This window comes from Paraburkholderia phenoliruptrix (assembly GCF_902859825.1).
GTDB classification, from domain to species: domain Bacteria; phylum Pseudomonadota; class Gammaproteobacteria; order Burkholderiales; family Burkholderiaceae; genus Paraburkholderia; species Paraburkholderia phenoliruptrix.
On record NZ_CADIKB010000007.1, the window covers coordinates 141,422 to 167,451 of the forward strand.

General features: G+C 65.5%; 22 protein-coding genes. 10 read left to right on the forward strand and 12 right to left on the reverse strand.

Annotated elements, in window-relative coordinates:
- Nucleotide 1: 1 nt before the first annotated feature.
- The 6 genes from HV711_RS10660 (at nt 2) to HV711_RS10685 (ending at nt 4,668) form a co-directional block, all read left to right on the forward strand.
- The gene (locus tag HV711_RS10660) at nt 2-487 is read left to right on the forward strand and encodes a hotdog family protein (RefSeq protein ID WP_035479438.1); all 486 of its coding nucleotides are present in this window, start codon (nt 2-4) and stop codon (nt 485-487) included.
- Nucleotides 484-1,209, forward strand: coding sequence for a 3-ketoacyl-ACP reductase FabG2 (locus tag HV711_RS10665; protein WP_028360857.1), 726 nt, complete (start codon nt 484-486; stop codon nt 1,207-1,209). The genes HV711_RS10660 and HV711_RS10665 overlap by 4 nt, the downstream gene beginning before the upstream one ends.
- The gene (locus tag HV711_RS10670) at nt 1,209-2,435 is read left to right on the forward strand and encodes a beta-ketoacyl-ACP synthase (RefSeq protein ID WP_035479441.1); all 1,227 of its coding nucleotides are present in this window, start codon (nt 1,209-1,211) and stop codon (nt 2,433-2,435) included. Before HV711_RS10665 ends, HV711_RS10670 begins: the two co-directional genes overlap by 1 nt.
- A complete protein-coding gene (locus HV711_RS10675) occupies nt 2,432-3,673 on the forward strand; it encodes a beta-ketoacyl-[acyl-carrier-protein] synthase family protein (protein WP_035479443.1) in 1,242 nt (413 codons plus the stop codon). Before HV711_RS10670 ends, HV711_RS10675 begins: the two co-directional genes overlap by 4 nt.
- A gap of 50 nt (nt 3,674-3,723) precedes the next feature.
- Nucleotides 3,724-4,146, forward strand: coding sequence for a signal peptidase (locus HV711_RS10680; RefSeq protein WP_425195022.1), 423 nt, complete (start codon nt 3,724-3,726; stop codon nt 4,144-4,146).
- Nucleotides 4,147-4,215: 69 nt separating this feature from the next.
- Nucleotides 4,216-4,668: an excinuclease ABC subunit A gene (locus tag HV711_RS10685; RefSeq protein WP_028360853.1), complete on the forward strand. Its 453-nt coding sequence runs from the start codon at nt 4,216-4,218 to the stop codon at nt 4,666-4,668.
- A gap of 84 nt (nt 4,669-4,752) precedes the next feature.
- Here the strand turns inward: HV711_RS10685 and HV711_RS10690 are convergent, their stop codons facing one another.
- Complete coding sequence (locus HV711_RS10690; RefSeq protein WP_035479447.1) at nt 4,753-5,481, reverse strand: class I SAM-dependent methyltransferase; 729 nt, start codon at nt 5,479-5,481, stop codon at nt 4,753-4,755.
- A 120-nt stretch (nt 5,482-5,601) separates the two neighbouring features.
- Between HV711_RS10690 and HV711_RS10695 the strand changes: the two genes are divergently transcribed.
- Nucleotides 5,602-6,834: an NAD(P)/FAD-dependent oxidoreductase gene (locus HV711_RS10695; protein ID WP_035479485.1), complete on the forward strand. Its 1,233-nt coding sequence runs from the start codon at nt 5,602-5,604 to the stop codon at nt 6,832-6,834.
- An 18-nt stretch (nt 6,835-6,852) separates the two neighbouring features.
- On the opposite strand, the gene guaD is transcribed toward HV711_RS10695, so the two are convergent.
- The 10 genes from guaD to HV711_RS10745 form a co-directional block, all read right to left on the reverse strand.
- Complete coding sequence (gene guaD, locus HV711_RS10700; protein ID WP_028360851.1) at nt 6,853-8,220, reverse strand: guanine deaminase; 1,368 nt, start codon at nt 8,218-8,220, stop codon at nt 6,853-6,855.
- A 94-nt stretch (nt 8,221-8,314) separates the two neighbouring features.
- Nucleotides 8,315-9,397, reverse strand: a complete 1,083-nt coding sequence (locus HV711_RS10705) for an adenosine deaminase (RefSeq protein WP_035479449.1) — start codon at nt 9,395-9,397, stop codon at nt 8,315-8,317.
- Between the two features lie 61 nt (nt 9,398-9,458).
- Nucleotides 9,459-10,475 carry a xanthine dehydrogenase accessory protein XdhC gene (gene xdhC, locus HV711_RS10710; RefSeq protein WP_013589278.1) on the reverse strand — a complete coding sequence of 339 codons (1,017 nt, stop codon included), beginning with the start codon at nt 10,473-10,475 and terminating at the stop codon, nt 9,459-9,461.
- A gap of 117 nt (nt 10,476-10,592) precedes the next feature.
- The gene (gene xdhB / locus HV711_RS10715) at nt 10,593-13,058 is read right to left on the reverse strand and encodes a xanthine dehydrogenase molybdopterin binding subunit (protein WP_035479450.1); all 2,466 of its coding nucleotides are present in this window, start codon (nt 13,056-13,058) and stop codon (nt 10,593-10,595) included.
- Complete coding sequence (gene xdhA / locus HV711_RS10720; RefSeq protein WP_082201426.1) at nt 13,058-14,602, reverse strand: xanthine dehydrogenase small subunit; 1,545 nt, start codon at nt 14,600-14,602, stop codon at nt 13,058-13,060. Before xdhA ends, xdhB begins: the two co-directional genes overlap by 1 nt.
- 354 nt (nt 14,603-14,956) lie before the next feature.
- Nucleotides 14,957-15,466 carry a disulfide bond formation protein B gene (locus tag HV711_RS10725; RefSeq protein WP_013589275.1) on the reverse strand — a complete coding sequence of 170 codons (510 nt, stop codon included), beginning with the start codon at nt 15,464-15,466 and terminating at the stop codon, nt 14,957-14,959.
- Between the two features lie 124 nt (nt 15,467-15,590).
- The gene (locus HV711_RS10730) at nt 15,591-16,970 is read right to left on the reverse strand and encodes an amidase (protein ID WP_035479454.1); all 1,380 of its coding nucleotides are present in this window, start codon (nt 16,968-16,970) and stop codon (nt 15,591-15,593) included.
- 77 nt (nt 16,971-17,047) lie between these two features.
- Nucleotides 17,048-17,728: a GntR family transcriptional regulator gene (locus HV711_RS10735; RefSeq protein WP_035479456.1), complete on the reverse strand. Its 681-nt coding sequence runs from the start codon at nt 17,726-17,728 to the stop codon at nt 17,048-17,050.
- A gap of 176 nt (nt 17,729-17,904) precedes the next feature.
- Complete coding sequence (locus HV711_RS10740) at nt 17,905-19,254, reverse strand: MFS transporter (RefSeq protein ID WP_013589272.1); 1,350 nt, start codon at nt 19,252-19,254, stop codon at nt 17,905-17,907.
- Between the two features lie 22 nt (nt 19,255-19,276).
- Nucleotides 19,277-19,960: a DUF2848 domain-containing protein gene (locus HV711_RS10745; protein WP_035479458.1), complete on the reverse strand. Its 684-nt coding sequence runs from the start codon at nt 19,958-19,960 to the stop codon at nt 19,277-19,279.
- Between the two features lie 169 nt (nt 19,961-20,129).
- On the opposite strand from HV711_RS10745, the gene HV711_RS10750 reads away from it, so the two are divergent.
- From HV711_RS10750 to HV711_RS10760, 3 genes are all read left to right on the forward strand, one after another.
- On the forward strand, nt 20,130-21,887 hold the full coding sequence (locus tag HV711_RS10750) for a cation:proton antiporter (RefSeq protein WP_028360845.1): 1,758 nt from the start codon (nt 20,130-20,132) through the stop codon (nt 21,885-21,887).
- Nucleotides 21,888-22,015: 128 nt separating this feature from the next.
- The gene (locus tag HV711_RS10755; RefSeq protein ID WP_035479459.1) at nt 22,016-23,566 is read left to right on the forward strand and encodes a gamma-glutamyl-gamma-aminobutyrate hydrolase family protein; all 1,551 of its coding nucleotides are present in this window, start codon (nt 22,016-22,018) and stop codon (nt 23,564-23,566) included.
- A 342-nt stretch (nt 23,567-23,908) separates the two neighbouring features.
- A complete protein-coding gene (locus HV711_RS10760) occupies nt 23,909-24,634 on the forward strand; it encodes a DUF2968 domain-containing protein (protein WP_035479461.1) in 726 nt (241 codons plus the stop codon).
- A 67-nt stretch (nt 24,635-24,701) separates the two neighbouring features.
- On the opposite strand, the gene HV711_RS10765 is transcribed toward HV711_RS10760, so the two are convergent.
- Nucleotides 24,702-26,006 carry a hypothetical protein gene (locus tag HV711_RS10765; RefSeq protein ID WP_035479462.1) on the reverse strand — a complete coding sequence of 435 codons (1,305 nt, stop codon included), beginning with the start codon at nt 26,004-26,006 and terminating at the stop codon, nt 24,702-24,704.
- Between the last annotated feature and the right edge of the window lie 24 nt (nt 26,007-26,030).

Sequence of the window (26,030 nt, forward strand, 5' to 3'; positions counted from 1 at the left end):
GATGAACCCGACGCGAAGCACCGAAGAACTGTTGCAACAGCCGATTGAAGTGATCATCCCGCATCGCGGCACCATGCTGCTGATCGACGCCGTCAGCGCTTTCGGCGAAGAGACGCTGAGCGCTCGCGCCACCGTGCATGCCGACGCGTGGTACGCGGACCCGCAAGGCGCAATGCCCGCATGGATCGGCATCGAACTGATGGCGCAGGCTATCGCCGCGCACGTCGCCCTGGTGGCGATGCGCGGCGGCGGCCGCGCGCGCCCCGGCGTGCTGCTCGGCTCGCGCAGCTTCAAGGCGCTGCAGCCGTCGTTCGCACGCGGCGCGCAACTGCTGATTCACGTGACGGAGTTGCTGCGCAGCGAGGAAGGACACGGTGCATACGAATGCACGATTCACGACGGCGACATACTGTGCGCCGAGGCTGTGATCAAGGTGTTCCAGCCGTTCAATTTTCAGTCATTCATCGAGGGGAGTTTCAGTTCATGAGCCGGCGTGTTCTCGTTACCGGCGCAAGCCGCGGCATCGGCCGCGCGATTGCGTACCAGTTGGCCGCCGACGGCTTCGCGGTCTCCGTGCATTGCCGCACGGGACGCGCCGAAGCCGAAGCAGTCGCAACGGGCATCGCCGCGCAGGGCGGCGCCGCGCGCGTGCTGCAGTTCGATGTGCGCGAGCGCGCGGTGTGCCGCGAGGTGCTCGAAGCGGACGTCGCGGCCAACGGTCCCTACTACGGCATCGTGTGCAGCGCAGGCGTGACGCGCGACGCCGCCTTTCCCGCGCTCACCGACGAAGACTGGGACGTGGTGATCGAGACCGGCCTCGACTCGTTCTACAACGTCGTGCATCCGCTCACCATGCCGATGGTGCGCGCGCGCAAGGGCGGGCGCATTGTCACCATTGCGTCGGTGTCGGGGGTGATGGGCAACCGCGGCCAGGTGAACTACAGCGCGGCGAAGGCGGGACTGATCGGCGCGACCAAGGCGCTCGCCGTCGAACTGGCCACGCGCAACATCACCGTCAATTGCGTGGCACCCGGTCTGATTGAAACCGGCATGCTTGACGAAATGCCGCTCGAGCAGGCGCTCAAAACAGTGCCGATGAACCGCGTCGGTCAGCCTGCTGAAGTGGCGTCGGTGGTCAGCTTCCTGATGTCGGACGCGGCCTCGTATGTCACGCGCCAGGTGATCGGCGTGAACGGCGGAATGATCTGATGAAGCGCGTCGTCATTACCGGCATGGGCGGCGTCACGGCACTCGGCGATAACTGGACTGCCATCGAAGCGCGCCTGAAAGGCGGCGTGAATGCGGTGCGGCGCATGCCCGAGTGGGATTACTTCGAATCCTTGCATACGCGGCTCGCGTGTCCGTTGCCCGAGTTCGCTACGCCCGCGCATTATCCGCGCAAGAAGACCCGTTCCATGGGGCCCGTGTCGCTCTATTCGGTGCGCGCGAGCGAACTGGCGCTCGCCGATGCGGGCCTTGCCGACGACGCCGGCATCAAGGACGGCCGCATGGGCGTCGCCTACGGTTCGTCGTCGGGTTCCGTGCAGCCGATTCGCGCATTTGGCACGATGCTCGAAACCGGCTCGATGAGCGACGTCACGTCGAACAGCTATGTGCAGATGATGCCGCACACCACGGCCGTCAACGTGAGCCTCTTCTGGGATCTGAAAGGCCGCATCATTCCGACCTCGTGCGCGTGCGCGTCGGGCAGCCAGGCGATCGGTTACGCGTATGAAGCCATCCAGACCGGCAAGCAGACGCTGATGCTCGCCGGCGGCGCCGAAGAGTTGTCGGGGCCCGCCGTCGCCGTATTCGACGCGTTGTATGCGACGAGCACGCGCAACGACGACCCGCAATTGACGCCGCGTCCGTTCGACGCTGCGCGCGACGGCCTCGTGGTCGGCGAAGGCGCTGCAACGCTGGTGCTCGAGGAATACGAACACGCGCTCGCGCGCGGCGCGCGGATTCACGCGGAGATTGTCGGCTTTGGCTGCAATTCGGACGGCGCACACATGACGCAGCCGACCGCGGAAACCATGGCGCTCGCCATGCAGCTTGCGCTGCGAGACGCACAGTTGCCGCCCGAGGCCATCGAGTATGTGAACGCGCACGGCACCTCGACGGACCGCGGCGATGTTGCCGAAAGTCACGCCACGGCGCAGACCTTTGGCGAGCGCATGCCGATCAGTTCGCTGAAAAGCTACGTGGGCCACACGCTCGGCGCGTGCGGCGCGCTCGAAGCCTGGTGGACCATCGAAATGATGAAGCGTAACTGGTATGCGCCCACGCTCAATCTGCAGAACGTGGACCCGGCTTGCGCGCCGCTCGACTACATCGCCGGCATGGGGCGGGAAATCGACGCGGAACTCGTAATGAGCAATAACTTTGCGTTCGGCGGCATCAATACGTCGTTGATTTTCAGGCGCGTTCGATGAGCGTGCAGCTGCAACGCGTGGTCGTCACCGGCATGGGCATTGTGTCGTGCCTCGGCAACACGCTCGACGAAGTGTCGGCGGCATTGCGCGCGGGCAGCTCGCATATCGAGCGGATCGACGCATGGCGCGAACGCGGTTTCGGCTCGCAGGTCGCGGGCGTCGCCTCCGTTGCGAACGAGCCGCCGTTCGAGCGCAAGCTCGAACGCTTCATGGGCGACACCGCGCGCTTCGCGTGTCACGCCGCGAAGAAGGCAATCGACGACGCAGGGCTTGACGCCGCGATGCTGCGCTCGCCGCTGGCGGGCACGGTAATCGGTTCGGGCGTCGGCACCATGTCGAGCTACGACACCGCCATGACGATTGCGCATACGCGCGGCGTCGAGAAAGTGCCGCCTTACACGGTGCCGCACGCAATGAGCAGCACGGCGTCGGCGAACGTCGCGCAGGTGTTCGGACTCGAAGGCGTCAGCTATTCGCCGTCGTCCGCGTGCACCACCTCCGCACTCGCGATCGGGCAGGCAATGCAGCTTATCCAGAGCGGGCGCCAGCAGATCGTGCTCGCGGGCGGCAGCGAGTGCCTGCACGACAACATGACGCTGATGTTCGACGCGATGGGCGCCTTGTCGCGGCGCTTCAACGACGCGCCGCAACGCGCATCGCGTCCCTATGACAGCGGGCGCGACGGCTTTGTGATCGCATCGGGCGGGGGTGTGCTCGTGCTCGAAGCGCTGGATCACGCGTTGGCGCGCGGCGCGCGCATTTACGCGGAGCTGACGGGATTCGGCGATTGCACCGATGCCGGCATGGTCACGCCGCGCGCGGCCGGCATCGCGCGTGCAATGCGGGTTGCACTGAGCGGGGCGCACGGCCAGCGTCCGGATTACATCAACACGCACGCGCCTTCCACGCCGCTTGGCGACATGGAGGAATTGTGCGCGTTGAAGCAGGTGTTCGGTGCCGGATCCGGGCATGACGTGCCGGCGTTTTCATCGACGAAGGGCATGACGGGGCATCCGCTCGGCGCATGCAGCGCACACGAGGCGATCTACACACTGTTGATGATGCGCGACGGTTTTATCGCGGGGACCACGGGGATAGAAAGAGGGGAGCCGGAAATCGACGGCATGCCTCTCGTGCGCGAGACGCGCGAGGCGCGCATTCGCACCGCGATGTCGGTCTCGTTCGGCTTCGGCGGAAGCTGTGCGGGTTTGATGTTCGAAGCGTGGCAAGGCGGCTGAACGGGCCGCAATTTTTAGAAACGAAGGTGATAAGAATGAGAACAACGATGATGAAAAGAGCCTCAGTTCTGGGCGCATTGACGATAGCAGCCGCGACCCTCGCCGGCTGTGCGACGCAGGTGAAATCGCTGCCGCTCGCGGCGGCGGGCGGCGAATCGCGGGGCGGCGTGCCGGTGTATTTCGGGGAGCAGAGTCATCCTGCCGTGAAGAAGGAATTGGGGGATGTTTCGTACTCCGTGCGGATTGCCCGCAAGGTTGCCGGTCCCGACGACGCCTGCCGCGAAGCGCTCGGCGAAGCGCTCGGCAAGCTGCGCGCGGCCGCTCGCGAACGCAGCGCGAATGCGGTGATCGACGTCAAGACACGCTTTCACAGCAGCGAAAGCAACTCGACACGCGAGTTCACCTGCGGCGTGAGTCCGAGCGCGGCCGCCATCGCGGTGAGCGGCAGGCTGGTCACGCTGGAGGCGAACTGAACCTGAACGCGGTCGCGAAGCACGGGATACGCAGATCGTAAAACGCATAACAACCACGCAGGAGTATCAATGAAACGTCATCTGATGTTCGTCACATCAATTGCATTTGCCGCTTCGTTCACCATGCTGAGTGCCGCGCCGGCCTTCGCGCGCGACACGGTCGGCAACTATCCGATCGAAGAAGCGCTGCACAGCGAGCCCGGCAAGGTCGGCGACGATATCGCACTGTATTTCGCGGGCCAGCATCATCCGGCCGTCGTGAAGACGATCGGCGAATTCGCGACGAACAAGAAGACCAATGCGTTCGGCAAGAGCGATGCTGCGGCCTGCCAGCATGTGTTCCTCTCGGCGGTGATCGAGTTGCAGGACCGTGCGCGCAAGGAAGGCGGCAACGCGGTGATCAACATCAAGAGCAACTACAAGAACGAAGTGCGCGAGAGCGCGACCGAGTTCACCTGCGGCGCAGGCGCGGTGATTGCCGGCGTCGCGCTAAAGGGCGATGTGGTCACGCTGCGCAAGTAAGTCCGCCTGAAGGGGCCGGCCTGCTCGGCCCGGGAGCCGGCCTGAGAGCCGACCTGGCAGCGGGACTGGCTCAGCCGGTCTTCTTCAGTCCGCCTTTCTTGCCGCGACATTGACGAGCGTCTCGCGACGCTTGCCCGGTTGCGGACGAGAAAGGCCGAACCGTTCGAGCAGGCCGAAGTCTTTCGCGCGGCTCCACCACAGGTAAGGCAAAGAAACGTTGCGTTCGGTGAAACTGAAGCCGCCGCGACGGATCATGTCGAGATAGCCGTCCGCGCTTTTTTGCACATGCATCGGATGGCGAAAGAGAAGACGGATCACCCACGACTTGATGTACGCGTCGGTGGATTCGGCGAACAACAGCACGCCGCCGGGCTTCAGCACGCGGCGGAACTCGGCGAGCGCGCGGTCCTGCTCGACGAGATGATGGAAGGTCTGATGGCAGAACACGATGTCGGCGCTGGCATCGGGCAGCGGCAGATCGGCGCAGTCGCCGTGCAGCAGTTCGATGTCGGCGATCCTGTCGCGGCACGCGTGCGCGGCATGGGCGGCGAGCGCAAGCGACGGCTCGTGATAGTCGATGCCGACAATGCGGCGCGGCTTGAACGCGTCGGCGAGCAGGCGAAACGAAATGCCCTGCCCGCAGCCCACGTCGACGATGACGGGCTGCGCAGGCAGCGGCGTGTCGATCAAACGCCTGAGGTCGTTGATGGCGACGCGCAGCACATGGTGTTCCCACGTGTGAGTGCGCAGGAACCAGATTCCGAATGCGGTTTCCGGCACGAAGGGCACGGTGGATGTGTGAGACGGCGACACGCAGGGCTCCCCGGGGAAGTGGTCTGTTCTGTTAGAGATGCAAGGTAACAAGGCGTAAGGATGCAGCGTAATGCTGCATCGAGCAAGCAAACGATTGAGGCAAACTTGAGTACACATGTCATGAAGCACACGGCGGTCGACGTCGTTATCATCGGCGCGGGGCCGGCCGGCGCGGTTGCCGCTGCGCTGTTGCGCCGCGCGGGCCGCTCGGTGCTCGTGCTGGAGCGGCAGCACTTTCCGCGCTTTTCGATCGGCGAGAGTCTGTTGCCGCAAAGCATGGCTTATCTCGAGGAAGCGGGCATGCTGCAAGCGGTGGTCGAAGCCGGGTTCCAGTACAAGAACGGCGCGCACTTCGTGTATCGCGATCAGTCGTCGTCGTTCGATTTCCGCGACAAGCATTCGGCGGGGTGGGGCACGACGTATCAGGTCGAGCGCGCGGTGTTCGACGACATTCTGATTCGTTGCGCGGCGCAACAGGGCGCGGACGTGCGCTTCGGCCACACGGTGCAGGCGGTCCATACCGAAGGTGCCGAACCAGGCGTCGACGTGATCGACGAGAGCGGCCATGCTTATCGGATCGAAGCGCGCTTCGTATTCGACGCAAGCGGTTTTGGCCGTGTGCTGCCGCGTCTTCTCAATCTGGAAGCGCCCACGCGCATGCCCACGCGAGCCGCGCTGTTTTCGCACGTCTACGACGGTCTGCCGCCCGCCGCGAGCGACCGCAACAAGATCTGCGTGGCCACGCATCCCGAGCGGCGCGACGTATGGTTCTGGATGATTCCGCTGGCGGGCGGTCGTTCGTCGGTCGGTTGCGTTGCGGAGTCGAGCTTTCTCGATGTACCGGAGAGCGAGCGCGAGGCGACGCTGCGCGCGCTGATCCAGAAAGAGCCGACGCTGAACCGGCTGATCGGCGATGCGCCGTTCATGATGCCGGTGCGTCACATTGGCGGCTATTCGGCGAACGTCGAGCGTTTGCACGGGCCCGGTTATGCGCTGCTCGGCAATGCCGGCGAGTTCCTCGACCCAGTGTTCTCATCGGGCGTGACGATCGCGCTGCGCTCGGCGCATCTCGCGGTGCAGACCTTGAACCGTCAACTGGACGGCGAGCAGGTCGACTGGTCCGCACAGTACGACGTGCCGTTGCGCAAAGGCATCGACACGTTCCGCGCATTTGTCGAGCGCTGGTATACGGGCGAATTGCAAGACATCATTTTCTATCCGGACCAGACGCCGTCGATTCGCCGCATGATCAGCGCAGTGCTCGCCGGCTACGCATGGGACGAATCGAACCCGTATGTCGCCGATCCGGTACGCAGGCTCAATGCGTTGCACGAGGTATGCATGCAGCGCTAACGGCGCCGCCGCACATTCTCACGCGACAACGTGCGCGAGCCGCGCAGCGCGCGGCGCATGCGCGCGCACCTCGTCGCGGCGATGCACGCGCTTGCCGGCCGCATACGTTTCAAACACAGCGCGGTCGTCGCCGAGCAGCGCGAACGCGAACAGCAGTTCTTCGAGCGATTCGGTGCGTGCCGTGCGGCGTGCGAGCAGCGGCGTCGCTTGCGGATCGAGCACGACGAAGTCGGCTTCCGACTGCGGCCTTAACGTGCCGACCTTGTCCGCGAGGTCGAGTGCTGCGGCGGCGCCCGCCGTCGCCAGATAAAACATGCGCGTGGCCGTCAGATGATGCCCCGTCAGGCGCGCGACCTTATGTGCTTCATTCATTGTCTGCAGCATCGAAAACGATGTGCCGCCTCCCACATCCGTTGCGAGCGCAACGGGCATGCCGGCTTCATCCGCCTTGTCGAAATCGAACAGGCCGCTGCCGAGAAACAGATTCGACGTCGGGCAATGCGACGCGACCGTGCCGGTTTGCGCCATGCGCCGGCGGTCTTCGGCGTCGAAGTGAATGCAGTGGCCGTACACCGCGCGGCGGCGCAGGAGCCCGTAATGATCGTAGATGTCCAGATAGCTGCGGTGGCCGGGGAACAGACTGTTGACCCACTTCACCTCATCGAGATTTTCCGCGACGTGGCTCTGGACGAACACATCCGCATGCTTGCGCGCCAGCACGCCGCACGCTTCCAGTTGCGCTTCCGTCGAAGTCGGCGCAAAACGCGGCGTGAGCGCATACAGTTGGCGGCCGCGGTTGTGCCAGCGGCCGATCAACTCCGCGCTGTCGTCGTAACCCGATTGCGCGGTGTCGCGCAGGAACTCGGGGCAGTTGCGGTCCATCAGCACTTTGCCCGCGACCATGCGCAGGTTGCGCGCCTCGCTCTCGGCGAAAAGCGCATCGGCGGATTGTTTGTGCACCGTGCAATACACGAGCGCCGTCGTGGTGCCGCAGGCCAGCAGCTCTTCGAGGAAGAAGCTCGCCGTGTCGCGCGCATAGGCTTCGTCGGTGAAGCGGCGCTCGGTCGGAAACGTATAGGTATCGAGCCATGGCAGCAGACCCGGCGCGGGCGACGCGATCATGTCGGTCTGCGGATAGTGAATGTGCGTGTCGATAAAGCCCGGCACGATCAGCTTGCCGCGCATGTCCTGCACCGGCGTGCCTGGCGCGAGCCGCGGCGCGAGCGCGGCATAGGCGCCCGTCGCGACGACGTGGCCGTCCTCGACGATCAGCAGGCCGTCTTCGTGGAAGACCGCCGCCTCGGGCGAGCGCGAGGGATCGCCGTTGAAGGTCAGCAATTGCGCGCGAAAGGCGGATTGCGCCGACGCTTGTGCAGAATGAGTCATGGGAAAACCGTCTCCGAAATAAAAACTGCGCAGCGCGGGCGGCGTTCCTTCGGCATGCGTCTCGTGCCGCCCGCGCTGCAATACAACGGCGCCGTCAATGCGGGCCGCTTTGATTCGTGGCTTGGGTTCCGCTTGGGTGCCCGCTTTGTTCCCAATAGGCGTCCAACTGCGCGATCAGCCCGGCGCGTTGCTCCGGCGTCACGAACGACGCTTCGAAACCGTTGCGGATGATCGTGTAGACCTCGGCATCGTCGAGTTTCAACGCGTCGATGGTGGCGGCGTAGTTCGCGTTCACATAGCCGCCGAAGTACGCGGGATCGTCCGAATTCACCGTGACCGCGACGCCGCGATCCAGCAGATCCTTCAGCGTATGTTTCGTCATGTCGTCGAATACGCAAAGCTTCAGGTTCGACAGCGGACACACGGTCAATGCGACGCGCGTGTCGGCAAGACGTGTGACGAGCGCCGGGTCTTCGATGCTGCGCACGCCGTGATCCACGCGGTCTACCTTCAGCACGTCGAGCGCTTCGTAGATGTACGACGGCGGTCCTTCCTCGCCCGCATGCGCGACGAGCTTCAGGCCCATTGCGCGCGCCTGCGCGAACACGCGCTCGAACTTCGAAGGCGGATGGCCGCGCTCGGACGAATCGAGCCCCACGCCGATCAGGCGATGCTTGTACTGCTCGAACAACGGCCGCGCCTCTTCGAAAGTGGCGAGCGCATCGTCCTCGGACAGATGCCGCAGAAAGCACAGAATCAGCTTGCTCGTCATGCCGCGTTGTTCCGCCTCCGCAAGCGCGCGCTCGATGCCGGCCACCACCGTCGCAATCCGCACGCCGCGCTCGGTGTGCGTCTGCGGATCGAAAAAGATCTCGCTGTGGATCACGTTGTCGGCGAGGCAGCGCTCGACGTAGGCCATCGTCATGTCGTAGAAGTCCTGCTCGTGCAACAGCACGCTCGCGCCGGCGTAATAGATGTCGAGGAACGATTGCAGGTCGGTAAATGCATACGCGGCGCGCAAGGCTTCGATCGAGTCGTAAGCGAGCTTCACGCCATTGCGCGCGGCGAGCGCGAAAATCAGTTCGGGCTCGAGCGAGCCTTCAATGTGAATATGCAGCTCGGCCTTCGGCGCGCGCATGGCTTTGTCGATAAGTGGTGCAGAGTTTGTTTTAGTCATGGTCGGTCAGGAAAGGGAGGTGTTTTTGCATGCCGTATGCGCAATGCCGGGCGACCGTGGATCAAACCGCTTGCGCCGCGCGATGCACGCTCGCGTTTGCTTCGACAGCTTGCAGCAGTTGCGCCGCCGCGGAGATCGCAATGATTTCCGGCGACTTGTCGACAATGCCGTCCACGCCGAGCGGGCACTTCATCCGCGCAATCCGCACGGGATCGATGCCGCGCGCGGCTAGCCGGTGCTCGAACTGCTTGCGCTTGCTGTGCGAGCCGATCATGCCGAAGAACGCGAAGTCGCCGCGCCGCAGAATGCGCTCGGCGAGTTCGAGGTCGCGCGTATGGTTGTGCGTCATCACGATGAAGTAGGTGTTCGGCGCGGCCTCGTCGACGGCTTCGTCGGGCGCGTCGTTCGCGTCGATCTTCACGTTATGCGCATGCAGCGATTCGACGGGCGGAAACTGCGCATCGCGTTCGTCGACCCAGCGCACCGTGCAAGGCAGCGTGGCCAGCACGCGAACCAGCGCGGCGCCGACGTGGCCCGCGCCGAACAGTACAACCGGGAAGTCGCCCGGCGCAATCGTTTCGGTGAGCAGCGCGCCGCTGTCGTCGAAACCGGCGCCGTCCCACAGCAGGCAGTCGGCGGCGTCCACGCCGGGCTCGGGGTCGGACAGCATCACCGCATCCGGCGCGGGGCCGAATGATACGCTACGCACCGTCGATTGACCCGCGGCCACGCGCTTCGCCAGCGACGTAATCCAGCCGAGGTCGCCCACGTCGAGCCGCTCGAATGCGAGTATGACTGCGCCGCCGCAGCATTGCCCGAGGCTCGGGCCGAGCGCGAAACGTTCCAACCGGCGCATATGCGGCGAGCGCATGCCGTCGCGCAACACCTGGCGCGCGGTCTCAATCGCTTTCCATTCCAGATGGCCGCCGCCGATCGTATGCCTCGCCGAATCGCGCGTGACGATCATCTTCGTGCCGGCCTCGCGCGGCGCCGAACCTTCGACGCGCGCGACCGTCACCAGCACGGCGGCGTCGCCATGCGCGAGCAGTTGTTGCAGGTCAGGCAGCCAGGCTTGCATCCGGCAGTTCTCCGTACAATGCCGCGCGGTGTGCGTGCGGCCGGTTGAGCGTGACGCGCTGAGTGGGATGGCGTCGGGTCTTCATCATGTGACGTTCGTTATTGGCTTCGCGAGGTTTCAACCAGGCGCCGGTTCCGCCGTGCCCTGACTGGCGGGTTGCGCCGGTGAAAGCGCGCTCGCGCGGTCCGCGTGGAACGTGCCCGGTGAGTTGAGCGCGTCCAGTGCGTCGAGAATTGCTTCGGGCGTGGCCGGCGCGCGCAACGGCGGAGCGGTCGGCGCCGCCGGCGCCGCCGCGGCAATCGCATCGCGAATCGCGAGAAACACCGAAAACGGCAGCAACAGCGGCGGCTCGCCGACAGCCTTCGAGCGGAACACGGTCGGCTCCGCGTTCTGATTCTGGAACAGCCGCACATTGAACGCGGCGGGCGTGTCGCTCACCGCGGGAATCTTGTAGGTGGACGGCGCGTGCGTCATCAGGCGGCCCTCGCGGTTCCACCACAGTTCTTCGCTGGTGAGCCAGCCCATGCCCTGAATGAAGCCGCCTTCCACCTGACCGAGGTCGATGGCCGGATTGATCGACTGCCCTGCGTCGTGCAGCACGTCGGCGCGCAGCAGCTTCCATTCGCCGGTCAGCGTATCGATCACCACTTCCGACACGGCCGCGCCGTACGCGAAGTAATAAAACGGATGACCCGTCAGCGTCTTGGCGTCCCAATGCACTTTCGGCGTCGCGTAAAAACCGTCCGACCACAGCTGCACGCGCGCGAGATACGCGGCGCCGACCAGTTGCTCGAAGGGCATCGCGCCGCCGTTGACCGTCACCTCGCCGTTCGCGAAGCGCACGTCGTCCGCATGGCCGCCGAGCTGTCTCGCCGCCAGTTCCGCGAGCCTCGCGCGGATGGTGCGCGCGGCGTCTTCGGCAGCTTTGCCGTTCAGATCGCTGCCGGTTGACGCCGCGGTCGCCGATGTATTCGCGATCTTCGACGTGTCCGTCGCGCTCACACGCACGCGCGCAAGCGGTAGGCCGAATTCATTGGCGACGACCTGCGCGACCTTGGTGTTGAGGCCCTGGCCCATCTCCGTGCCGCCGTGATTGACGAGCACCGAGCCGTCCTTGTAGACGTGCACGAGTGCGCCGGCCTGATTGAGGAACGGCACGTTGAACGAAATGCCGAACTTCACCGGCGTGAATGCAAGGCCGCGCTTGAGCACCGGGCTCTTCGCGTTGAACGCGGCAATCGCCTGGCGGCGCGCGCGATAGTCGCTCCAGTCGAGCAGATCGTCGGTCAACGGCGCGAGGATGTTGTCTTCGACCTGCTGGCCGTAAGGCGTGGTATCGCGTTCGCCGATGCCGTAGTAGTTGGCCACGCGCACGTCGAGCGGATCGCGGTTCAACTGACGCGCGATGCTGTCGAGCATCACTTCCATCACAAGCGCGCCCTGCGGCCCGCCAAAGCCGCGAAACGCGGTGTTCGATTGCGTGTTGGTCTTGCAGCAGAGCGCCACGATGTCGACGTCGGACAGATAGTACGCGTTGTCGAAGTGGCACACGGCGCGTGTCGCCACAGCACCAGAGAGGTCCGCGGAATAGCCCGCGCGCAACGCGATTTCCACGCGCGCGCCGAGAATGCGGCCGCTGTCATCGAAACCGGCTTCGTACTCGTAGATCGCGTCGTGCCGCTTGCCGGTGATCATGAAGTCGTCGTCGCGATCGGCGCGCAGCTTCACCGGACGGCGCAGCATCCTGGCCGCGAGCGCGGCCACGCACGCGAACAGCGCCGACTGCGATTCCTTGCCGCCGAAGCCGCCGCCCATCCGGCGGCATTCGCACACCACGTTGTGCGCGGGCCAGCCGAGCATGTGCGCGACCACCTGCTGCATTTCGCTTGGATGCTGCGTCGAACTGTAGACGAGCATGCCGTCCATCTCTTTCGGCACTGCATACGCGACCTGGCCTTCCAGATAAAACTGCTCCTGACCGCCGACTTCGAACGTGCCGCGGATTTTATGCGGCGCGGCGGCGATTTTCGCCGCGGGATCGCCGCGCGTGAGATGCAAGGGTGGCAGCACAAACTGTTTCGCCGCCTTGGCCTCTGCCGGCGTGAGAATCGCTTCGAGCGGTTCGTAGCGGAGCACGTCGTCGCTTTTCGCAAGCGCGGCCGCGCGGCGCGCGAGCTCGTGGCTTTCCGCGATCACGGCGAACACCGGCTGGCCAAGGTAAAGCACTTCGTCAGCAGCGAGAATCGGGTCGTCGTGCAGCACCGGACCGCAATTGTTCTCGCCGGGGATGTCCTCGGCGGTGAGCACGGCGATTACGCCGGACGCGCGTCTGACCGCGTCCAGATCCATCGACACGATGCGCGCGTGCGCATGGCGCGACAGGCCGAGCGCAGCGTGCAGCGTGCCGTGCAGTTCGGCGATGTCGTCGGTATAGGTCGCTTCGCCGCTCACATGCAGCTCGGCCGATTCATGCGGCAGCGCGACGCCGATCGCGGCGTCGCTCCCGCGCGCGGCGGCCTGCCGGTCGGCCGGCTCGGTGCCGGCGCTCGCGGCGCGTTCGACAAATGCATCGGTGCGGTTCATCACGACGGCTCCTTCGCGATGGCGTCGGCCGCACCGGCTTCGAACGCGAACACGTTCACGTCGAAGAGGGCGAGCGGCGCGTCGTCGCGCGTTTCCAGGTGAAAGCGCCACAGCAGATTGCGCGCCACCTTCAGCCGATAGGCGCTCGACGCGCGCATGTCGGTGAGCGGCTGGTAGTCGGCGGCGAGCGCATTCATGGCCTGCCGCGCGGTCGCTTCGTTCCAGGTGGCGCCGTTCAGCGCCGCCTCGGTTGCCTGGGCGCGCTTCGGCGTGGCCGCCATGCCGCCGAACGCGACGCGCGCCTCGCGGATGGTGCCGCCCTCGCCGAGATGCAGCGCGAAGGCCGCGCACACCGCCGAGATGTCCTGATCGTAGCGCTTCGAGACCTTGTACGTGCGAAAGCGCAGGTTGCCGGCGGGCCGCGGCACGCGCAGCGCGGCGACGAATTCGCCCGCGGCGAGCGCGGTTTTCTGATAGCCGAGGTAGAACGCGTCGAGCGGCAAAGTGCGCGTTTTGGCGCCGTGATGCAGCACGACTTCGGCACCGAGCGCGAGCAGCGCGGGCATGGAATCGCCGATCGGCGAGCCGTTCGCGATATTGCCGCCGAGCGTGCCGGCGTTGCGGATGGGCAGCGACGCAAAGCGCGTCCACAGTTCGGCGAGTTCCGGATAGTCGGCGGCGAGGGCGGCATACGCGTCTTCGAGCGAGACGGCAGCGCCGATGGAGAGCGTTTGCGCGTCGCGCCCGATCGTTTTCAATTCGCGCACATTGCCGATATACAGCATGTCGCCGAGATCGCGGAATTGTTTGGTGACCCACAGGCCGATGTCGGTGCTGCCCGCGACGAGCCGCGCCTCCGGATGCTCGGCGCGCAGGCGCGCGAAGGCGTCGAGCGTGACCGGCGCGTAAAACGCCGGCGTGCCGAAGGCGGCACCGCGCGCGTCGGGCGCGCGGTACTCGAAGGTCTCCGTGCGTTGCAGGTCGCGCAGCGCCGCCTGGACGGCTTCGCGATCGAGCGTCACGCGCGGGTACTGCGCGTAGTCGAACATTCTCTGCGCGGCGTCGACAATCGGCCGGTAGCCCGTGCAGCGGCACAGATTGCCCGAGAGCGCGGTGTTGATTTCGTCGCGCGTGGGGAGGCCCGCGGCAACCGGCTGGTTTTCGTACAGCGCCCACATCGACATGACGAAGCCGGGCGTGCAGAAGCCGCACTGCGAGCCGTGGCAGTCCACCATGGCCTGCTGGACGGGATGCAGCGTGCCATTGGCCGCGCGCAGGTCCTCGACGGTGAAAAGCGCCTTGCCGTCGAGCGTGGGCAGGAACTGGATGCACGCGTTGACCGCTTTCAGCGCCAGCGCGCCGTGCGCGTCGAGTTCGCCGACCACGACGGTGCAGGCGCCGCAGTCGCCTTCAGCGCAGCCTTCCTTGGTGCCGGTGCAATGCAGGTCTTCGCGCAGATGCTGGAGCAGCGTGCGCGACGCGGGCACGCCCGCGACCTCGTGGACGGACCCCTGGCGATAAAAGCGGATGGTTTGCGTTGTCATGGCGAATCCAGAAGACAGTGCGGACCGGGCGCGCGTTACGCATGGGGTCGCGCCGAAGCCGGCCTCGCGCACGTAGATCGCCATCCAGATCCGAAGATAGCATTCCCGCGCCTCAAAAATATTTCCGATGTCGAATGAAGCTTATGCGCAACAAGCAATGAGATCAGTCTGATATGGCGCGCGCACTCGGGGTGCACATCTGGGTGGGATCGACGCGAGGCGGGGAAGTTGCGTCTGGGAGGAAGGGCAAGGAGGGCGGGGCGGGGAGGCTGGGAAGGGCGGCCGTGGCCGTTTGGCCGCGCCGCCGCAGGCCGGGAGGCGCTGCGAGACCGCCCCCACCCGGCAGAAAACTGCTTACGACACGCGCCCGCGATTGCGCACGAGGCTCACGACGAGCGGCACGAACGCCAGCACGAAGCCGGCGAGCGCCCACATCGGCAAAGTCAGGCCGAGAATCGGCGGATAGGCGGTTTCGCACAGCCCCGCCACCTTGAACACGCCCGGCAGCCAATGGGCGGGCGGCAGGCTGTCGACAATCGGCTGCAGCGCGTCGAAGCCGCAGCTGAAGCCCGGATTGGCCTGCACATAGACATGCCGCACGGCCGTGACGATGCCGGCCAGCGCCGCGAGCGCCGCCATGACTTCGAGCAGACGCACGCCGCGCCAACTGTTAAAGCGCGCGCCGAGGAACGCGAAAATCGCGATCAGCAGGAAGAAATAGCGCTGGATGATGCACAACGGGCACGGATCTTCGTGCTTGAAGTACTGCAGATAGAGCGCGCCGGCTACGAGGCCGACGCAGATCAGGCCGAGCAGGGTGAGCAGGGAGCGCTCGCGGCGCAGCATCGCGTTGTCGTTGTTCATGGATCGTGTGGCGGTCGGCAAAATTGACATGAAAAGGGCGGGTGCCCGCGATTCTAGCGCAACCCCCCGCCCCCACGACGCCACGCGCGCACGCGCGCACGCGCGCCGCCATGCCGCAGGTCCGTCAGCGGATTGCGTTCAGTACCGCTTCGGCGCCGCGTCCGATGGACAGCAGCGCGTCGTCGGCATGCGGCGCACCCGCCAGCATCAGGCCGACCGGCGCATCGCCGCGCAAATGGCAGGGCAGCGACAGCGCGCAGGCGTCGAGGAAATTGAAGGCGCCCGGATTGCGCAGCACGAGTGCATTGGTGCGGCCGAACAGGTCGTCGTCGGCCACCAGCTCGGCGACGCGCGGCGGCACCACCGGCACGGTCGGCGCGACCACGGCGTCAAAGCGCTGCCACAGCGTGCGCGCGGCTTCGGCGAGCATCGCCTCGCGCTCGGCGAGCAGGTCGAGGTAGTCGGCGGCGCTCGCGGGCTGGCCCTTGAGAATGCGCACCAGCACGCGCGGATCGTATTGATCGCGATGCTTGTCCAGCAACGGACGATGCCATGCATACGCCTCGATCGGCGCAAAGCCGAAGCGGTTGATCTCCGGCAGACGGTCGAGCGGCGCAAAGCGCACTTCGCTGACAATCGCGCCGGCCGCTTCCAGATGCTTGAGCGCGGTGTCGATGGCGGCGGCGACCGCCGGCTCGACGCCGTCGGTGACATAGTGGGTCAGCACGCCGAGGCGCACGCCTTCGAGCGGACGCGCGGCCGGCACGCGCGGCTCCAGACCGGCCAGCATGCGATCCACCAGCGCGCAGCAGGCGACGGAGACGCCGATCGGGCCGAACGAGTCGAGCGTCGACGAAAGCGGCACGCCACCCTGCTTCGGAATGCGCGCGGCGGTCGGCTTGAAGCCGGTCAGGCCGCACAGCGCGGACGGAATGCGGATCGAGCCGCCGGTGTCGGTGCCGAGCGCGACAGCGGCCATGCCGTCGGCGACGGAAGCGGCCGCGCCTGACGACGAGCCGCCCGAAATGCGCTCATCGCCCTTCACGTCGCGCCGGTACGGCGACAGCGGGTTGCCGTAGTGGGGATTCAAGCCCAGTCCGGAAAACGCGAACTCGCTCATATTGGTTCGTCCGACGATCACGGCGCCCGCGCGTTTCAGGCGCGCGACGGCAACCGCGTCCTCCGTGGCGGCGGGCGCGTCGGCGAGTACGGTCGAGCCGGCCCGCGTGCGCTGGCCCTCGATGTCGAAGAGGTCCTTCACCGACACGGGAATGCCCGCGAGCGGCGACAGCACCGTGCCCGCCGCGCGCAGGCGGTCGTGCGCGTCGGCGGCCGCGCGCGCGCCCTCGGCGTCGACGTGCATGAAGGCGACCGCGCCCTGGCCGGCTGGATCGGCGATCCGCTCGAGCGCGGTTTCGACGAGCGCGCGGCTCGTGGTGCTTCCCGCGGCGAGGTCAGCGGCAAGCTGGGCAAGCGGCGGGAAAGGCGTGAATTCAGTGGCCATGATGTCGGTCGATCCGGATTGACTGTGTGAAGCCGCCTCGCGTGGGTCACCGGGGCGGGCTGGTTCGATGCGTTCGGTCAGATGCGGTTGAAGAGCGTCGCGCGGAATGCCTCGATATGTTTTTGCACGGAGCGCCGCGCGCCTTCTGCGTCGCGCTCGCGCAGCAGGCGAAACAGCTCCAGGTGTTCCTCGTGCACGTCTTCCAGATGATGCGGTTCGGAAAGCGAAATGAACCAGAAGCGCAGCGAGCGCTCGTGCAGTCCGCGCAGAATGTCCGCGAGCACCGCGTTGCGCGAGGCGGCCGAAATGGCCAGATGGAATTCGCGGTCGATATCCATCATGCCTTCTATGTCGTGCGCGGCGACGCACACGGCCGAGCGTTCGAGCAGCGCCTGCATCGCGTCGTAGTCGTGCTGCTGCGCGTGGCGCGCGGCGAGTTCCACGCAGTAGGTTTCGTTGACGAGGCGCACGTCGATGATGGCGAGCACGTCGTCGAGCGAAACCGGGCGAACCATGATGCCCTTGCGCGGCATGATGGTCAGCATGCCCTCGTGCACGAGCCGGTGCAGCGCCTGATGCACGGGCGTTCTGCCGATGCCGGTCAGCGCCATCAACTCCGCTTCGTTGAGCACTTCGCTCGGCCGCAAACGCATGGTGATGATCTCGCGCTTGACGAACGCATAAGCCTGTTCGGCGAGACTGGCATTGGCGGTCGCTCGGGTGGGCCTCGAGGGGCGGGCGGTCTGCAAAAGCGTCATGTGAAAAGGTGCGGGCGATGTCGTCCGCGCATTGTAGAGCAAGCTGGAACGAGGTTTTGCGCGGGGGCGCGCGCCGTTGCGGTCGCTAAGTGCGCCCTTTGTGCGCACTTAGCGGGTGCTTCATCGGCGCTTTCATCGCGCTTCACAGTCGCTGCATGATCGGCCTGACGGCCGCCTCACGCGCGCCCCGGCACGGCGGACGCCGCATGCTGCACTTTGACGCGCGGCATCATCAGCGTGACGAGGCCGCCGACGATCAGCGCGCCCGCAATCAGCACGAGCCCGAACGTCACGCTGTGCGTCGCGTCCTTGACGATGCCGAGCACATACGGACTAACGTAACCGGCCAGGTTGGCGATGGAGTTGATGACCGCAATGCCCGCGACGGCGGCCGTGCCTTGCAGGAAGCTCGTCGACATCGACCAGAAAATGCCGAAGCCCGCCAGAATGCCGACATACGCAATCGACAAGCCGGTCACCGCAAGCGGGATCGAGTTCGTGACTGACGCGCTGCCGAGCAGACCGGCCGCGCCGATAAAGCAGCACACGGCATAGTGCCAGCGGCGCTCGCCGGTGACGTCGGAAGAGCGGCCGATCAGGATCATGCCGATACCCGCCGCCAGATACGGGATCGCGGTGACGAAGCCGTTGCTGACCAGGTTCGTCACGCCGAGGTCCTTGACGATCTGCGGCAGCCAGAACGAGAAGCCCGCGTTGCCGGTGACGAGACAAAAGTAGATCAGCGTGAGCAGCCAGAATCGGCCCGAGCGCAGCGCCGCCGCGAGACTATGCTCGGCGCCTTGCGCGGCCGCTGCGGCGTTCTCACGAGTGAGGCGGGCAAGGATCACGCGCTTTTCATCGGCGGTGAGCCAGGCGGCCTCCGCGGGCGTGTTGCGCAACACGGCGAGCGCCCAGAAGCCGGCCAGGATCGACGGAATGCCTTCGATCAGGAACATCCACTGCCAGCCGCGCAAGCCGTGCGCTTCGTGCAGCGCCGACATGAGAAAGCCCGACAGCGGCGCGCCGACGATGCCTGCCACTGGAATCGCCGCCATGAACACCGCGACCATGCGCGCGCGGCGGTCGGACGGAAACCAGAAGGTCAGGTAGAGCACCACGCCGGGCACGAGGCCCGCTTCGGCGACACCGAGCAGAAAGCGCAGGACGTAGAAGGCGGTCTCGCTACGCACGAACATCATGAGACACGACAGCAGCCCCCACAGCATCGTGATGCGGGCGATGGTGGCGCGCGCGCCGAATTTCTTCAGCAGCAGATTGCTCGGCACTTCGAACACGAAATAACCGAAGAAGAATATGCCCGCGCCGAGGCCATAGGCCGCGTTGGAGAGGCCGAGGTCGCCCGTGAACTGCAGCTTTGCATAGCCGATGTTGACGCGGTCCAGATAGGACAGCACGTAGACGAGAAACAGAAACGGCATGATGCGCCACGTGATCTTGCGGATAGCGGCGGCTTCCAGCGAGGCGTCGGCGGACGCGTCGGCGGCTAAGGGCGGAGGAATGCTCATGAATGCCTCGTTGGACAATGGCTCATTCGACAATAGACAGGGCGCGCACGCGATAGGCGTGGCGCAGCGTGCGCTTCAGGATCGGGTCGTGCAATTCGAGTTCGAGCGCGTCGCCGTCCGCCATGCCGACAATGCCGCCTTGCACGGCGAGCGTGCCGCAGAACATGGCGGCGCCTGCCGGAAGCGGCGCGCGCGCGAGCAGGTCGGCGGCGGACAGCAGCGACGCGACACTGCCCTGTTGATAGACCCGCCGCTCGCCGTTCGCGACGGCAAAGGCGCGCAGCTCCAACTGATCCCAATGTTCGCGGACGTCTTCGAAGCGCCAGGCGTTGCGCGCGACGGGTTTCGGACACACCTGCTTGGAGACGGTCACGCCGTAGGCTTCCACTTCGCGATCCGTGTGATCCGAGCCCACGGTGACGAGGAGACCCGCGTCCGACTGCACCAGCACGCATTCCGCTTCGCCGCTCGATTTCATGCCGATCACGTCGATCTGTTCGGCCTGCGTCAGCAGTTCCGAGCCGAGGCGATAAAAGCAGGGCGTGGTGGACGGCCGCTTCACGCCCAGTTCCGCCAGCTCCGCAATGTGATGTTCGATCGCCGCCTGATCGCGGCCCGCCCAGCCGGCAATGGTCAGACGGTGAACTTCAATCGGAACCGGCCGGGCTGCGCCCGAACGTTCGAGGACCTGAAAAGACAGCTGCATCCGTGGACTCCATGAAAATATGCGGCAAATATTATTGTGATATTTCACAGGCGTCCAGCGTGTCAAAAATATCGGGCAACCGCGGCCCCGTGGCGGCAAGCGGCACTGCGTACGCTGAGACGTGTTTGTTACACTTCTATTCGACATTACTTTTTGTAAGGAAACTCGCATGCACGAAGGCATCGGCTTCATTCAGGATCTGGCGGTCGTGATGGCGCTCGCCGGCGTCGTCACCGTGCTGTTCCATCGTCTGAAGCAGCCGGTCGTGCTCGGCTATATCGCAGCGGGCGTGATCATCGGACCGTACACGCCGCCGTTTCAACTGATTCACGACGAACAGACCATCAAAACGCTCGGCGAACTGGGCGTCGTGTTCCTGATGTTTTCGCTCGGTCTGGAATTCAGTCTGCGCAAGCTCTTCAAGGTCGGCGCGACGGCGATCGTGGCAGCGTTGTCCGAGATCGTGCTGATGTTGTGGCTCGGCTATGAGATCGGCAGCGCGTTCGGCTGGAGCCCGATGGACTCGCTGTTCCTCGGCGCGATCCTCGCCATTTCGTCGACGACGATCATCGTCAAGGCGCTGTCCGAGCTCGGCCTGAAGCGCGAGACGTTCGCGCAGCTCGTGTTCGGCATTCTGATCGTCGAGGACATTCTCGCCATCGCGATGCTCGTGCTGCTGTCCGGCATTGCGCAGACGGGTCAGTTGAGCGCGGGCGTGGCCGTCGTCACGCTCGGCAAGCTGTTGCTGTTCATGACGGTGTCGCTCGTGGTCGGCATTCTCGTCGTGCCCCGCGCGCTCCACTATGTGGCGCGTGCTCGCAGCGACGAAATGCTGCTCGTCGCCGTGCTCGGGTTCTGCTTCGGCTTCTGTCTGCTCGTCGTCAAGCTGGATTACAGCATTGCGCTCGGCGCGTTTCTGATCGGCGCGATCATGGCCGAGTCGCGGCATCTGCATCGTATCGAGCATCTGATCGCGCCGCTGCGCGACGCGTTTTCGGCCATCTTCTTCGTGACCATCGGCTTGATGCTGAACCCGGCGGTGCTCGTGGACTACGCATGGCCGATCGCGGTGATCACGGTTGCGGTGATCGTCGGCAAAATTGTGTCGTGCGGGCTCGGCAGCTTCCTCGCGGGCAAGGACGGCCGCACGGCGATGCGTGTCGGCATGACCGTTTCGCAGATCGGCGAGTTCTCGTTCATCATCGCGTCGCTCGGCTTGACGCTGAAGGTGACGAGCGCGTTTCTGTATCCGATCGCGGTGGCAGTGTCGGCGCTGACGACGCTCTTCACGCCCTATCTGATTCGCGCCGCGGATCCGCTCACGCGCCGTCTCGCGGACGCCATGCCGCGCACGCTCGTCAACGTGTTCGGCCTGTACAGCCAGTGGTTGGGGAGTTTGAGCACGGCGAGCGGCGAGCCGACGCTTTTCAGCATGACACGGCGAATCATCCTGCAGATTGCGGTGAATCTCGCCCTCGTCGCGGCCATCTTTCTGGTGATGTCTTACGGCGCGCCCTACGTCAGCAGTCTGTTGACGCACTGGGTCAGCGCTGAGCCGATGCAGCGCGTGGTGCTGTGGAGCGCCGCCTTGCTCGTGTCCATGCCGTTTCTCGTCGCGGTTTATCGCAAGACCAAATCGCTCGCACTGCTGCTCGCCGAGGTGAGCGTGCAGCCGGCGACGGCGGGGCGCTTCACGAGCGCGCTGCGTTATGCGATCTCGGATCTCGTGCCGGTGGTCTGCATGGTCGGCGTGTTTCTGCTGGTGGCGGCGCTGTCGGGCGGTATTCTGCCGCCGACGGGCCTGCTGGCCGCCGTGCTGATCTGCGCAGCGCTGCTGCTTGCGCTCGTCTGGCGCTGGTGCGTGAAAATTCACGCGGCCATGCAGATCGCGCTGCGCGAAACTTTCGACGAACAGCCCGATCCGTAAGTAGGAGGGCAGTGGGCGGCCCGGCCGGACAATGTGAGCAATTGTGTGCGCGTTTGCCCGGCCCGGCACGCTGGCGGATAATCAGGGCATATTCATTCGTTCGCGTGGAAGGCGCCTGTCCGACAGTCATGAGCGAAAACAAACCTGAAAACGCCGGTCTCCCCGGCAATCCAACGCCGCCTTCGGCATCGCCGGGAACGTCTGCAGCGCCGGCAGCGCCGCCGACGTCCGCAACGTCCACAACGCCCGGTCAGGCGCCCGTCGAACCGGCGGCTTCGCTGCCGCTCTCCCATGAAGACGCCATTCAGTCGCCCGTAAAAGATCCGCTGAGCTCGCCTGGGGCGTCTGCTCCGTCGGGCTCGGTTCCCGCGTCGACCGGTTCGTCGGAAGCGGCAGCGAGGTCGTCGACCGACGCGCCCGTGAGCGCGTCCACGGTCACGCCCGCCGACAGCCGCACGGCTCAGCAACGCGACGCGGAACAAGCGCGCAGCTCGGCCGCCGCTTCGCTTGCGAAGCAGGAGGCGGACGTTCACGAGCGCGATGCGCGTTCCGCGCGCGGCCGCGAGGCGGCGTCGTCCATCCCGCCCGCGCAGCCCGCCGCACCGGCTCGCAGCGCCGCTCCGTTGACGAGTGAACCGATTGAAGGCGAACTCATTACCTCCACCGACGAAGTGCTCGCCGCCGAGGACGCCGCCGCCTCCACCCCGCGTCCCGCGGGCTCGCCGCCGCCGGGTTTCGGCGCCGCGCCGGATTTCAGCGCGAGCAACCCGCCGCCGCCGAATGCGTTGCCGCCTTCGCCGCCGCGCTATCTAAAGCAGACGGATTCCGCGTGGTCGGTGTTCGGGCGCATCATCGCGGCGCGCGCGCGCCAGCTATTCGATCGTGCGGGTCAGCGGATTACGCAGCGCACGCTGCGCATCGGCGTATCGGCGCGCATCTTTCATCCTGAGCCCGGCGCCAAAGGCCTGCGCGGCAAGACGCTGCAATATCTCGAGGAGTCCATCGCGCATTGGGTGATGTCGCGCGACGTGCTGGTGTTCATGATTCCGACGGTCGGCCACCAGGGCATGCTGCATCCGAGCAATATCCGTCTGCGCGACTACGCGAAGCATCTCGACGGCCTGCTGCTGCAAGGCGGCGCCGACGTCTCGCCGCAGTCGTATGCGGAAACCGCGACGCGTCCCGAATGGCCCGGCGATCGCGTGCGCGACATGTACGAGCTGGAGCTGCTGCACGAATTCGTCGAGTCGGGCAAGCCCGTGCTCGGCGTGTGCCGCGGCTGCCAGCTGATCAACGTGGCGTTCGGCGGGACCTTGTATCAGGACATCGCCACCGACGTGCCGACCGCCGGCGCGCACGTCAACGAAGACTACGATCAGCACCGCCACGCGATTCATTTTCCGGATGGCTCGACGCTCGCCAACATGTTTCCCGGGCGGCGCGATGCGATCGTCAATTCGATCCACCATCAGGCGGTCAAGACGCTGGGCCGCGACCTGAATATCGAGGCGGTGTCGGCATCGGACGGCATCATCGAAGCCGTGCGTTACCGGCGCGCGCCGTTCGTCATGGGCGTGCAATGGCATCCGGAGTTTCATCGCGCGGGCGGGCCGGAGCTGCTCGATTGCACGCCGCTGCTCGACACGTTTCTGAGAGTGGCGCGGGAAACGCGTTTTTAGCGCATCTCGTAACGTCCGGGTCGGCGTAAGTGACGCGGCTCACATTCCGAAAGTTCGATTCGCCGGGGCGCTGCTGATCCAGCGGCGCTTTCTTTTGGCGCTTGACCGGAAGATGCGCGATGAGATGCGCGATGAGATGCCGCAAGACGCTCGGCGGCTATTGTGCGTTGACCCTATCCGGCCATGCATTATTTCGAGATAAACCCGTCTGTCGTGTAATTCGCACACCGTAGTTTTATCTCGATTTAAAGTCTATTTTTGCGACGCTTCAATGCTTCGCTTAAGCACTAATCCGCGCGATAATCCAAGGCTGTTTTATGGATCCGCATGGAGCATGCAGGTATGAAGCACCCCTTATTTATACGGCGCGCCATGCTGCTCGCAGCTTCGTTCACGCTGTTGCACAACGGCGGCCTCGCGCTCGCCGCGCAAGGCGAAGAGGCCGCGCCGATCGTCGGCACGCGGCCGGCCCTGAACACGCTGACGCCGCAGCCCGTTGCCGACGCGCTGCGCGAGGCGGCCTCGGCCTCGTCTTCCTCAGGCACGACGACGGCGGAGGCGCAAGGCAATGTCGCCGAATTGATGCAAATGATCCAGGACGCGCGGCTGAGCGAACTGCGTACCACTTACAACGGGAGTTACGGCGCGAGCCTGTTTTTCTATCCACGCGAAATGACGTACTACGTCGCGTTATTCCACGACAAGCATTTCTGGCGGGTGATCAAATCGGCAGATGCCGGCCGGGCGGAAGCCATTTACGCGGGCTTCGTCCAGCAAACCGCACAGCTGTCCGAGATAGAAATCCAGCGCACGCAGTTGCAGGCGCAGAAGGCCTATATTCAGGACGTGATCGCGTTGTCCGAAGACCGCGCGAAGCGCTTGCAGGCCGACCTGGACGTTGCCCGCACGCAGCAGGCGAAGGTGAACGACTACCAGCGCCAGACGCAAAACGAAGCGGCTGCATTGCGCGAGGAGAAGGAGCGGGCCCAGGCGCAACTGCGGCAAGTGCAAGGGCAGGTCATGCAATTGCAGCGGCAGACGGAAATGGGTCTGCCAGGCCAGAGGTAAAAGCCTGGGATGCGAAACAAGCCCGGCCGTTCATAGTGGCCGGGTTTTTTTACGCCCATTCGCGTGGCTATCTGATGAACTGATCTGGGACTTCGGTGACGCGGCGCTGCGAGAGCCGGTTGATCCACTGCTGGCCGTTGTCGGCCGATGCATTCGGGGACGACGGCGGCTGCCATTGCTGCGATCGCTGCGCTTCTTGCGATTGCTGCGCCCCGCCGCTCGCGAGCGCGTGTGCGCGGATGTCCACGGACGCGTAGTCGTCGGTGCCTAACGGCGAGGGCGCGAGTGGAGAGTACGAGCCCGCCACCGACGGCTTGACGAAGCGCGGCGATACGGGTGACGGCGCGACCGGGCCCGACGCGTCGCTGGCCGTGTAACGCGGATGGCTTGGCGCAGCGGCTCTGGCAACATGTCTTTGCAAGTCCCGACGACGATCGTCGTTCCTCGCTACCACTTCCTTGCCTGGATGCATGACCCGCGCAACTGGCGGCGCAACCGCGGGCGCAACTGCCGCTACCTGCGGCACAGTCGGTTGTGCGGTCTCTCTGCGCGGCGCGGCTTTACTGAGCATCATGGCGCTGCCGCTGCCGCTGCCGCTGCCGCTGCCCAGATCGAGCGTCGGTGCACCATTGGCAAGCTGCATCACGGAAGCTGCACTCGTGGGCTTCGCATGCGCGGCTTCGTCACGCTTTTTCGACCCTCCCACGCTACCGCGCAACGGCGCTTGCGCAGCAACGGTGTTGCGCACGGCGACGGCTGCCTCCACGGACTTCGTGTCCTTAGCGCTATCGGGATGGGCGATGCCGTCATGACGTGGCGGCATCCACGCAAGCAATGCCGCGCCGCCCAGCGCACAGGCGCCGCCCGCGAGAATCCACCAGGGCACTAACGTCGCGCGGGACGCTTGCCGCGCAGCTTCAGATGCATGCGCTTTCACGGGCGCGAGAACTTTAGGCGAAACGGGCGCCTCGGGCCAAGGTGACGGCTCCGTCAACGTGAGGGGATGCGCAGCGGCAGAACTTGCCACGCCTGCTGAAGCCCCGTCGTATGCAAACTCCGACGCCTTTGCCTCCGGTGCGCTGGCCGAACGCCCGATTCCCGCCCCGCTCGCGACTGCCGCGCCGAATGCCGCCGCAGCGAGCGGGCGCGGATTCTCCGGCGCCACCCATCGGCAGAATGAACGAATGGGCTGCTCGTCGAGGTCGAATCGCTTGAGGATCGCACCGTACAGCCCGTGCAGCCGCCCATCCAGGCAGTAGCCCGGCGCGCGCAACGTCCACCCGCGGCCAAAGGGCGCCGGCACATCACTGAACGGGCGCGAGCGCGGCAACGCCGTCGCGCCTTCGACTACGGTTAATGGGGTGGTGGCCATCGCTCTCTTCAGCGCCTCGGGGAG

Coding starts and splice junctions, on each gene's coding strand:
- HV711_RS10760 (WP_035479461.1), top strand. CDS start 23,909: ATGAAGCACCCCTTATTTATACGGCGCGCCATGCTGCTCGCAGCTTCG.
- HV711_RS10675 (WP_035479443.1), top strand. CDS start 2,432: ATGAGCGTGCAGCTGCAACGCGTGGTCGTCACCGGCATGGGCATTGTG.
- HV711_RS10765 (WP_035479462.1), bottom strand. CDS start 26,006: ATGGCCACCACCCCATTAACCGTAGTCGAAGGCGCGACGGCGTTGCCG.
- xdhB (WP_035479450.1), bottom strand. CDS start 13,058: ATGAACCGCACCGATGCATTTGTCGAACGCGCCGCGAGCGCCGGCACC.
- HV711_RS10685 (WP_028360853.1), top strand. CDS start 4,216: ATGAAACGTCATCTGATGTTCGTCACATCAATTGCATTTGCCGCTTCG.
- guaD (WP_028360851.1), bottom strand. CDS start 8,220: ATGACTCATTCTGCACAAGCGTCGGCGCAATCCGCCTTTCGCGCGCAA.
- xdhA (WP_082201426.1), bottom strand. CDS start 14,602: ATGACAACGCAAACCATCCGCTTTTATCGCCAGGGGTCCGTCCACGAG.
- HV711_RS10745 (WP_035479458.1), bottom strand. CDS start 19,960: ATGCAGCTGTCTTTTCAGGTCCTCGAACGTTCGGGCGCAGCCCGGCCG.
- HV711_RS10670 (WP_035479441.1), top strand. CDS start 1,209: ATGAAGCGCGTCGTCATTACCGGCATGGGCGGCGTCACGGCACTCGGC.
- HV711_RS10755 (WP_035479459.1), top strand. CDS start 22,016: ATGAGCGAAAACAAACCTGAAAACGCCGGTCTCCCCGGCAATCCAACG.
- HV711_RS10705 (WP_035479449.1), bottom strand. CDS start 9,397: ATGACTAAAACAAACTCTGCACCACTTATCGACAAAGCCATGCGCGCG.
- HV711_RS10750 (WP_028360845.1), top strand. CDS start 20,130: ATGCACGAAGGCATCGGCTTCATTCAGGATCTGGCGGTCGTGATGGCG.
- HV711_RS10740 (WP_013589272.1), bottom strand. CDS start 19,254: ATGAGCATTCCTCCGCCCTTAGCCGCCGACGCGTCCGCCGACGCCTCG.
- HV711_RS10660 (WP_035479438.1), top strand. CDS start 2: ATGAACCCGACGCGAAGCACCGAAGAACTGTTGCAACAGCCGATTGAA.
- HV711_RS10725 (WP_013589275.1), bottom strand. CDS start 15,466: ATGAACAACGACAACGCGATGCTGCGCCGCGAGCGCTCCCTGCTCACC.
- HV711_RS10730 (WP_035479454.1), bottom strand. CDS start 16,970: ATGGCCACTGAATTCACGCCTTTCCCGCCGCTTGCCCAGCTTGCCGCT.
- HV711_RS10680 (WP_425195022.1), top strand. CDS start 3,724: ATGAAAAGAGCCTCAGTTCTGGGCGCATTGACGATAGCAGCCGCGACC.
- HV711_RS10695 (WP_035479485.1), top strand. CDS start 5,602: ATGAAGCACACGGCGGTCGACGTCGTTATCATCGGCGCGGGGCCGGCC.
- xdhC (WP_013589278.1), bottom strand. CDS start 10,475: ATGCAAGCCTGGCTGCCTGACCTGCAACAACTGCTCGCGCATGGCGAC.
- HV711_RS10665 (WP_028360857.1), top strand. CDS start 484: ATGAGCCGGCGTGTTCTCGTTACCGGCGCAAGCCGCGGCATCGGCCGC.
- HV711_RS10735 (WP_035479456.1), bottom strand. CDS start 17,728: ATGACGCTTTTGCAGACCGCCCGCCCCTCGAGGCCCACCCGAGCGACC.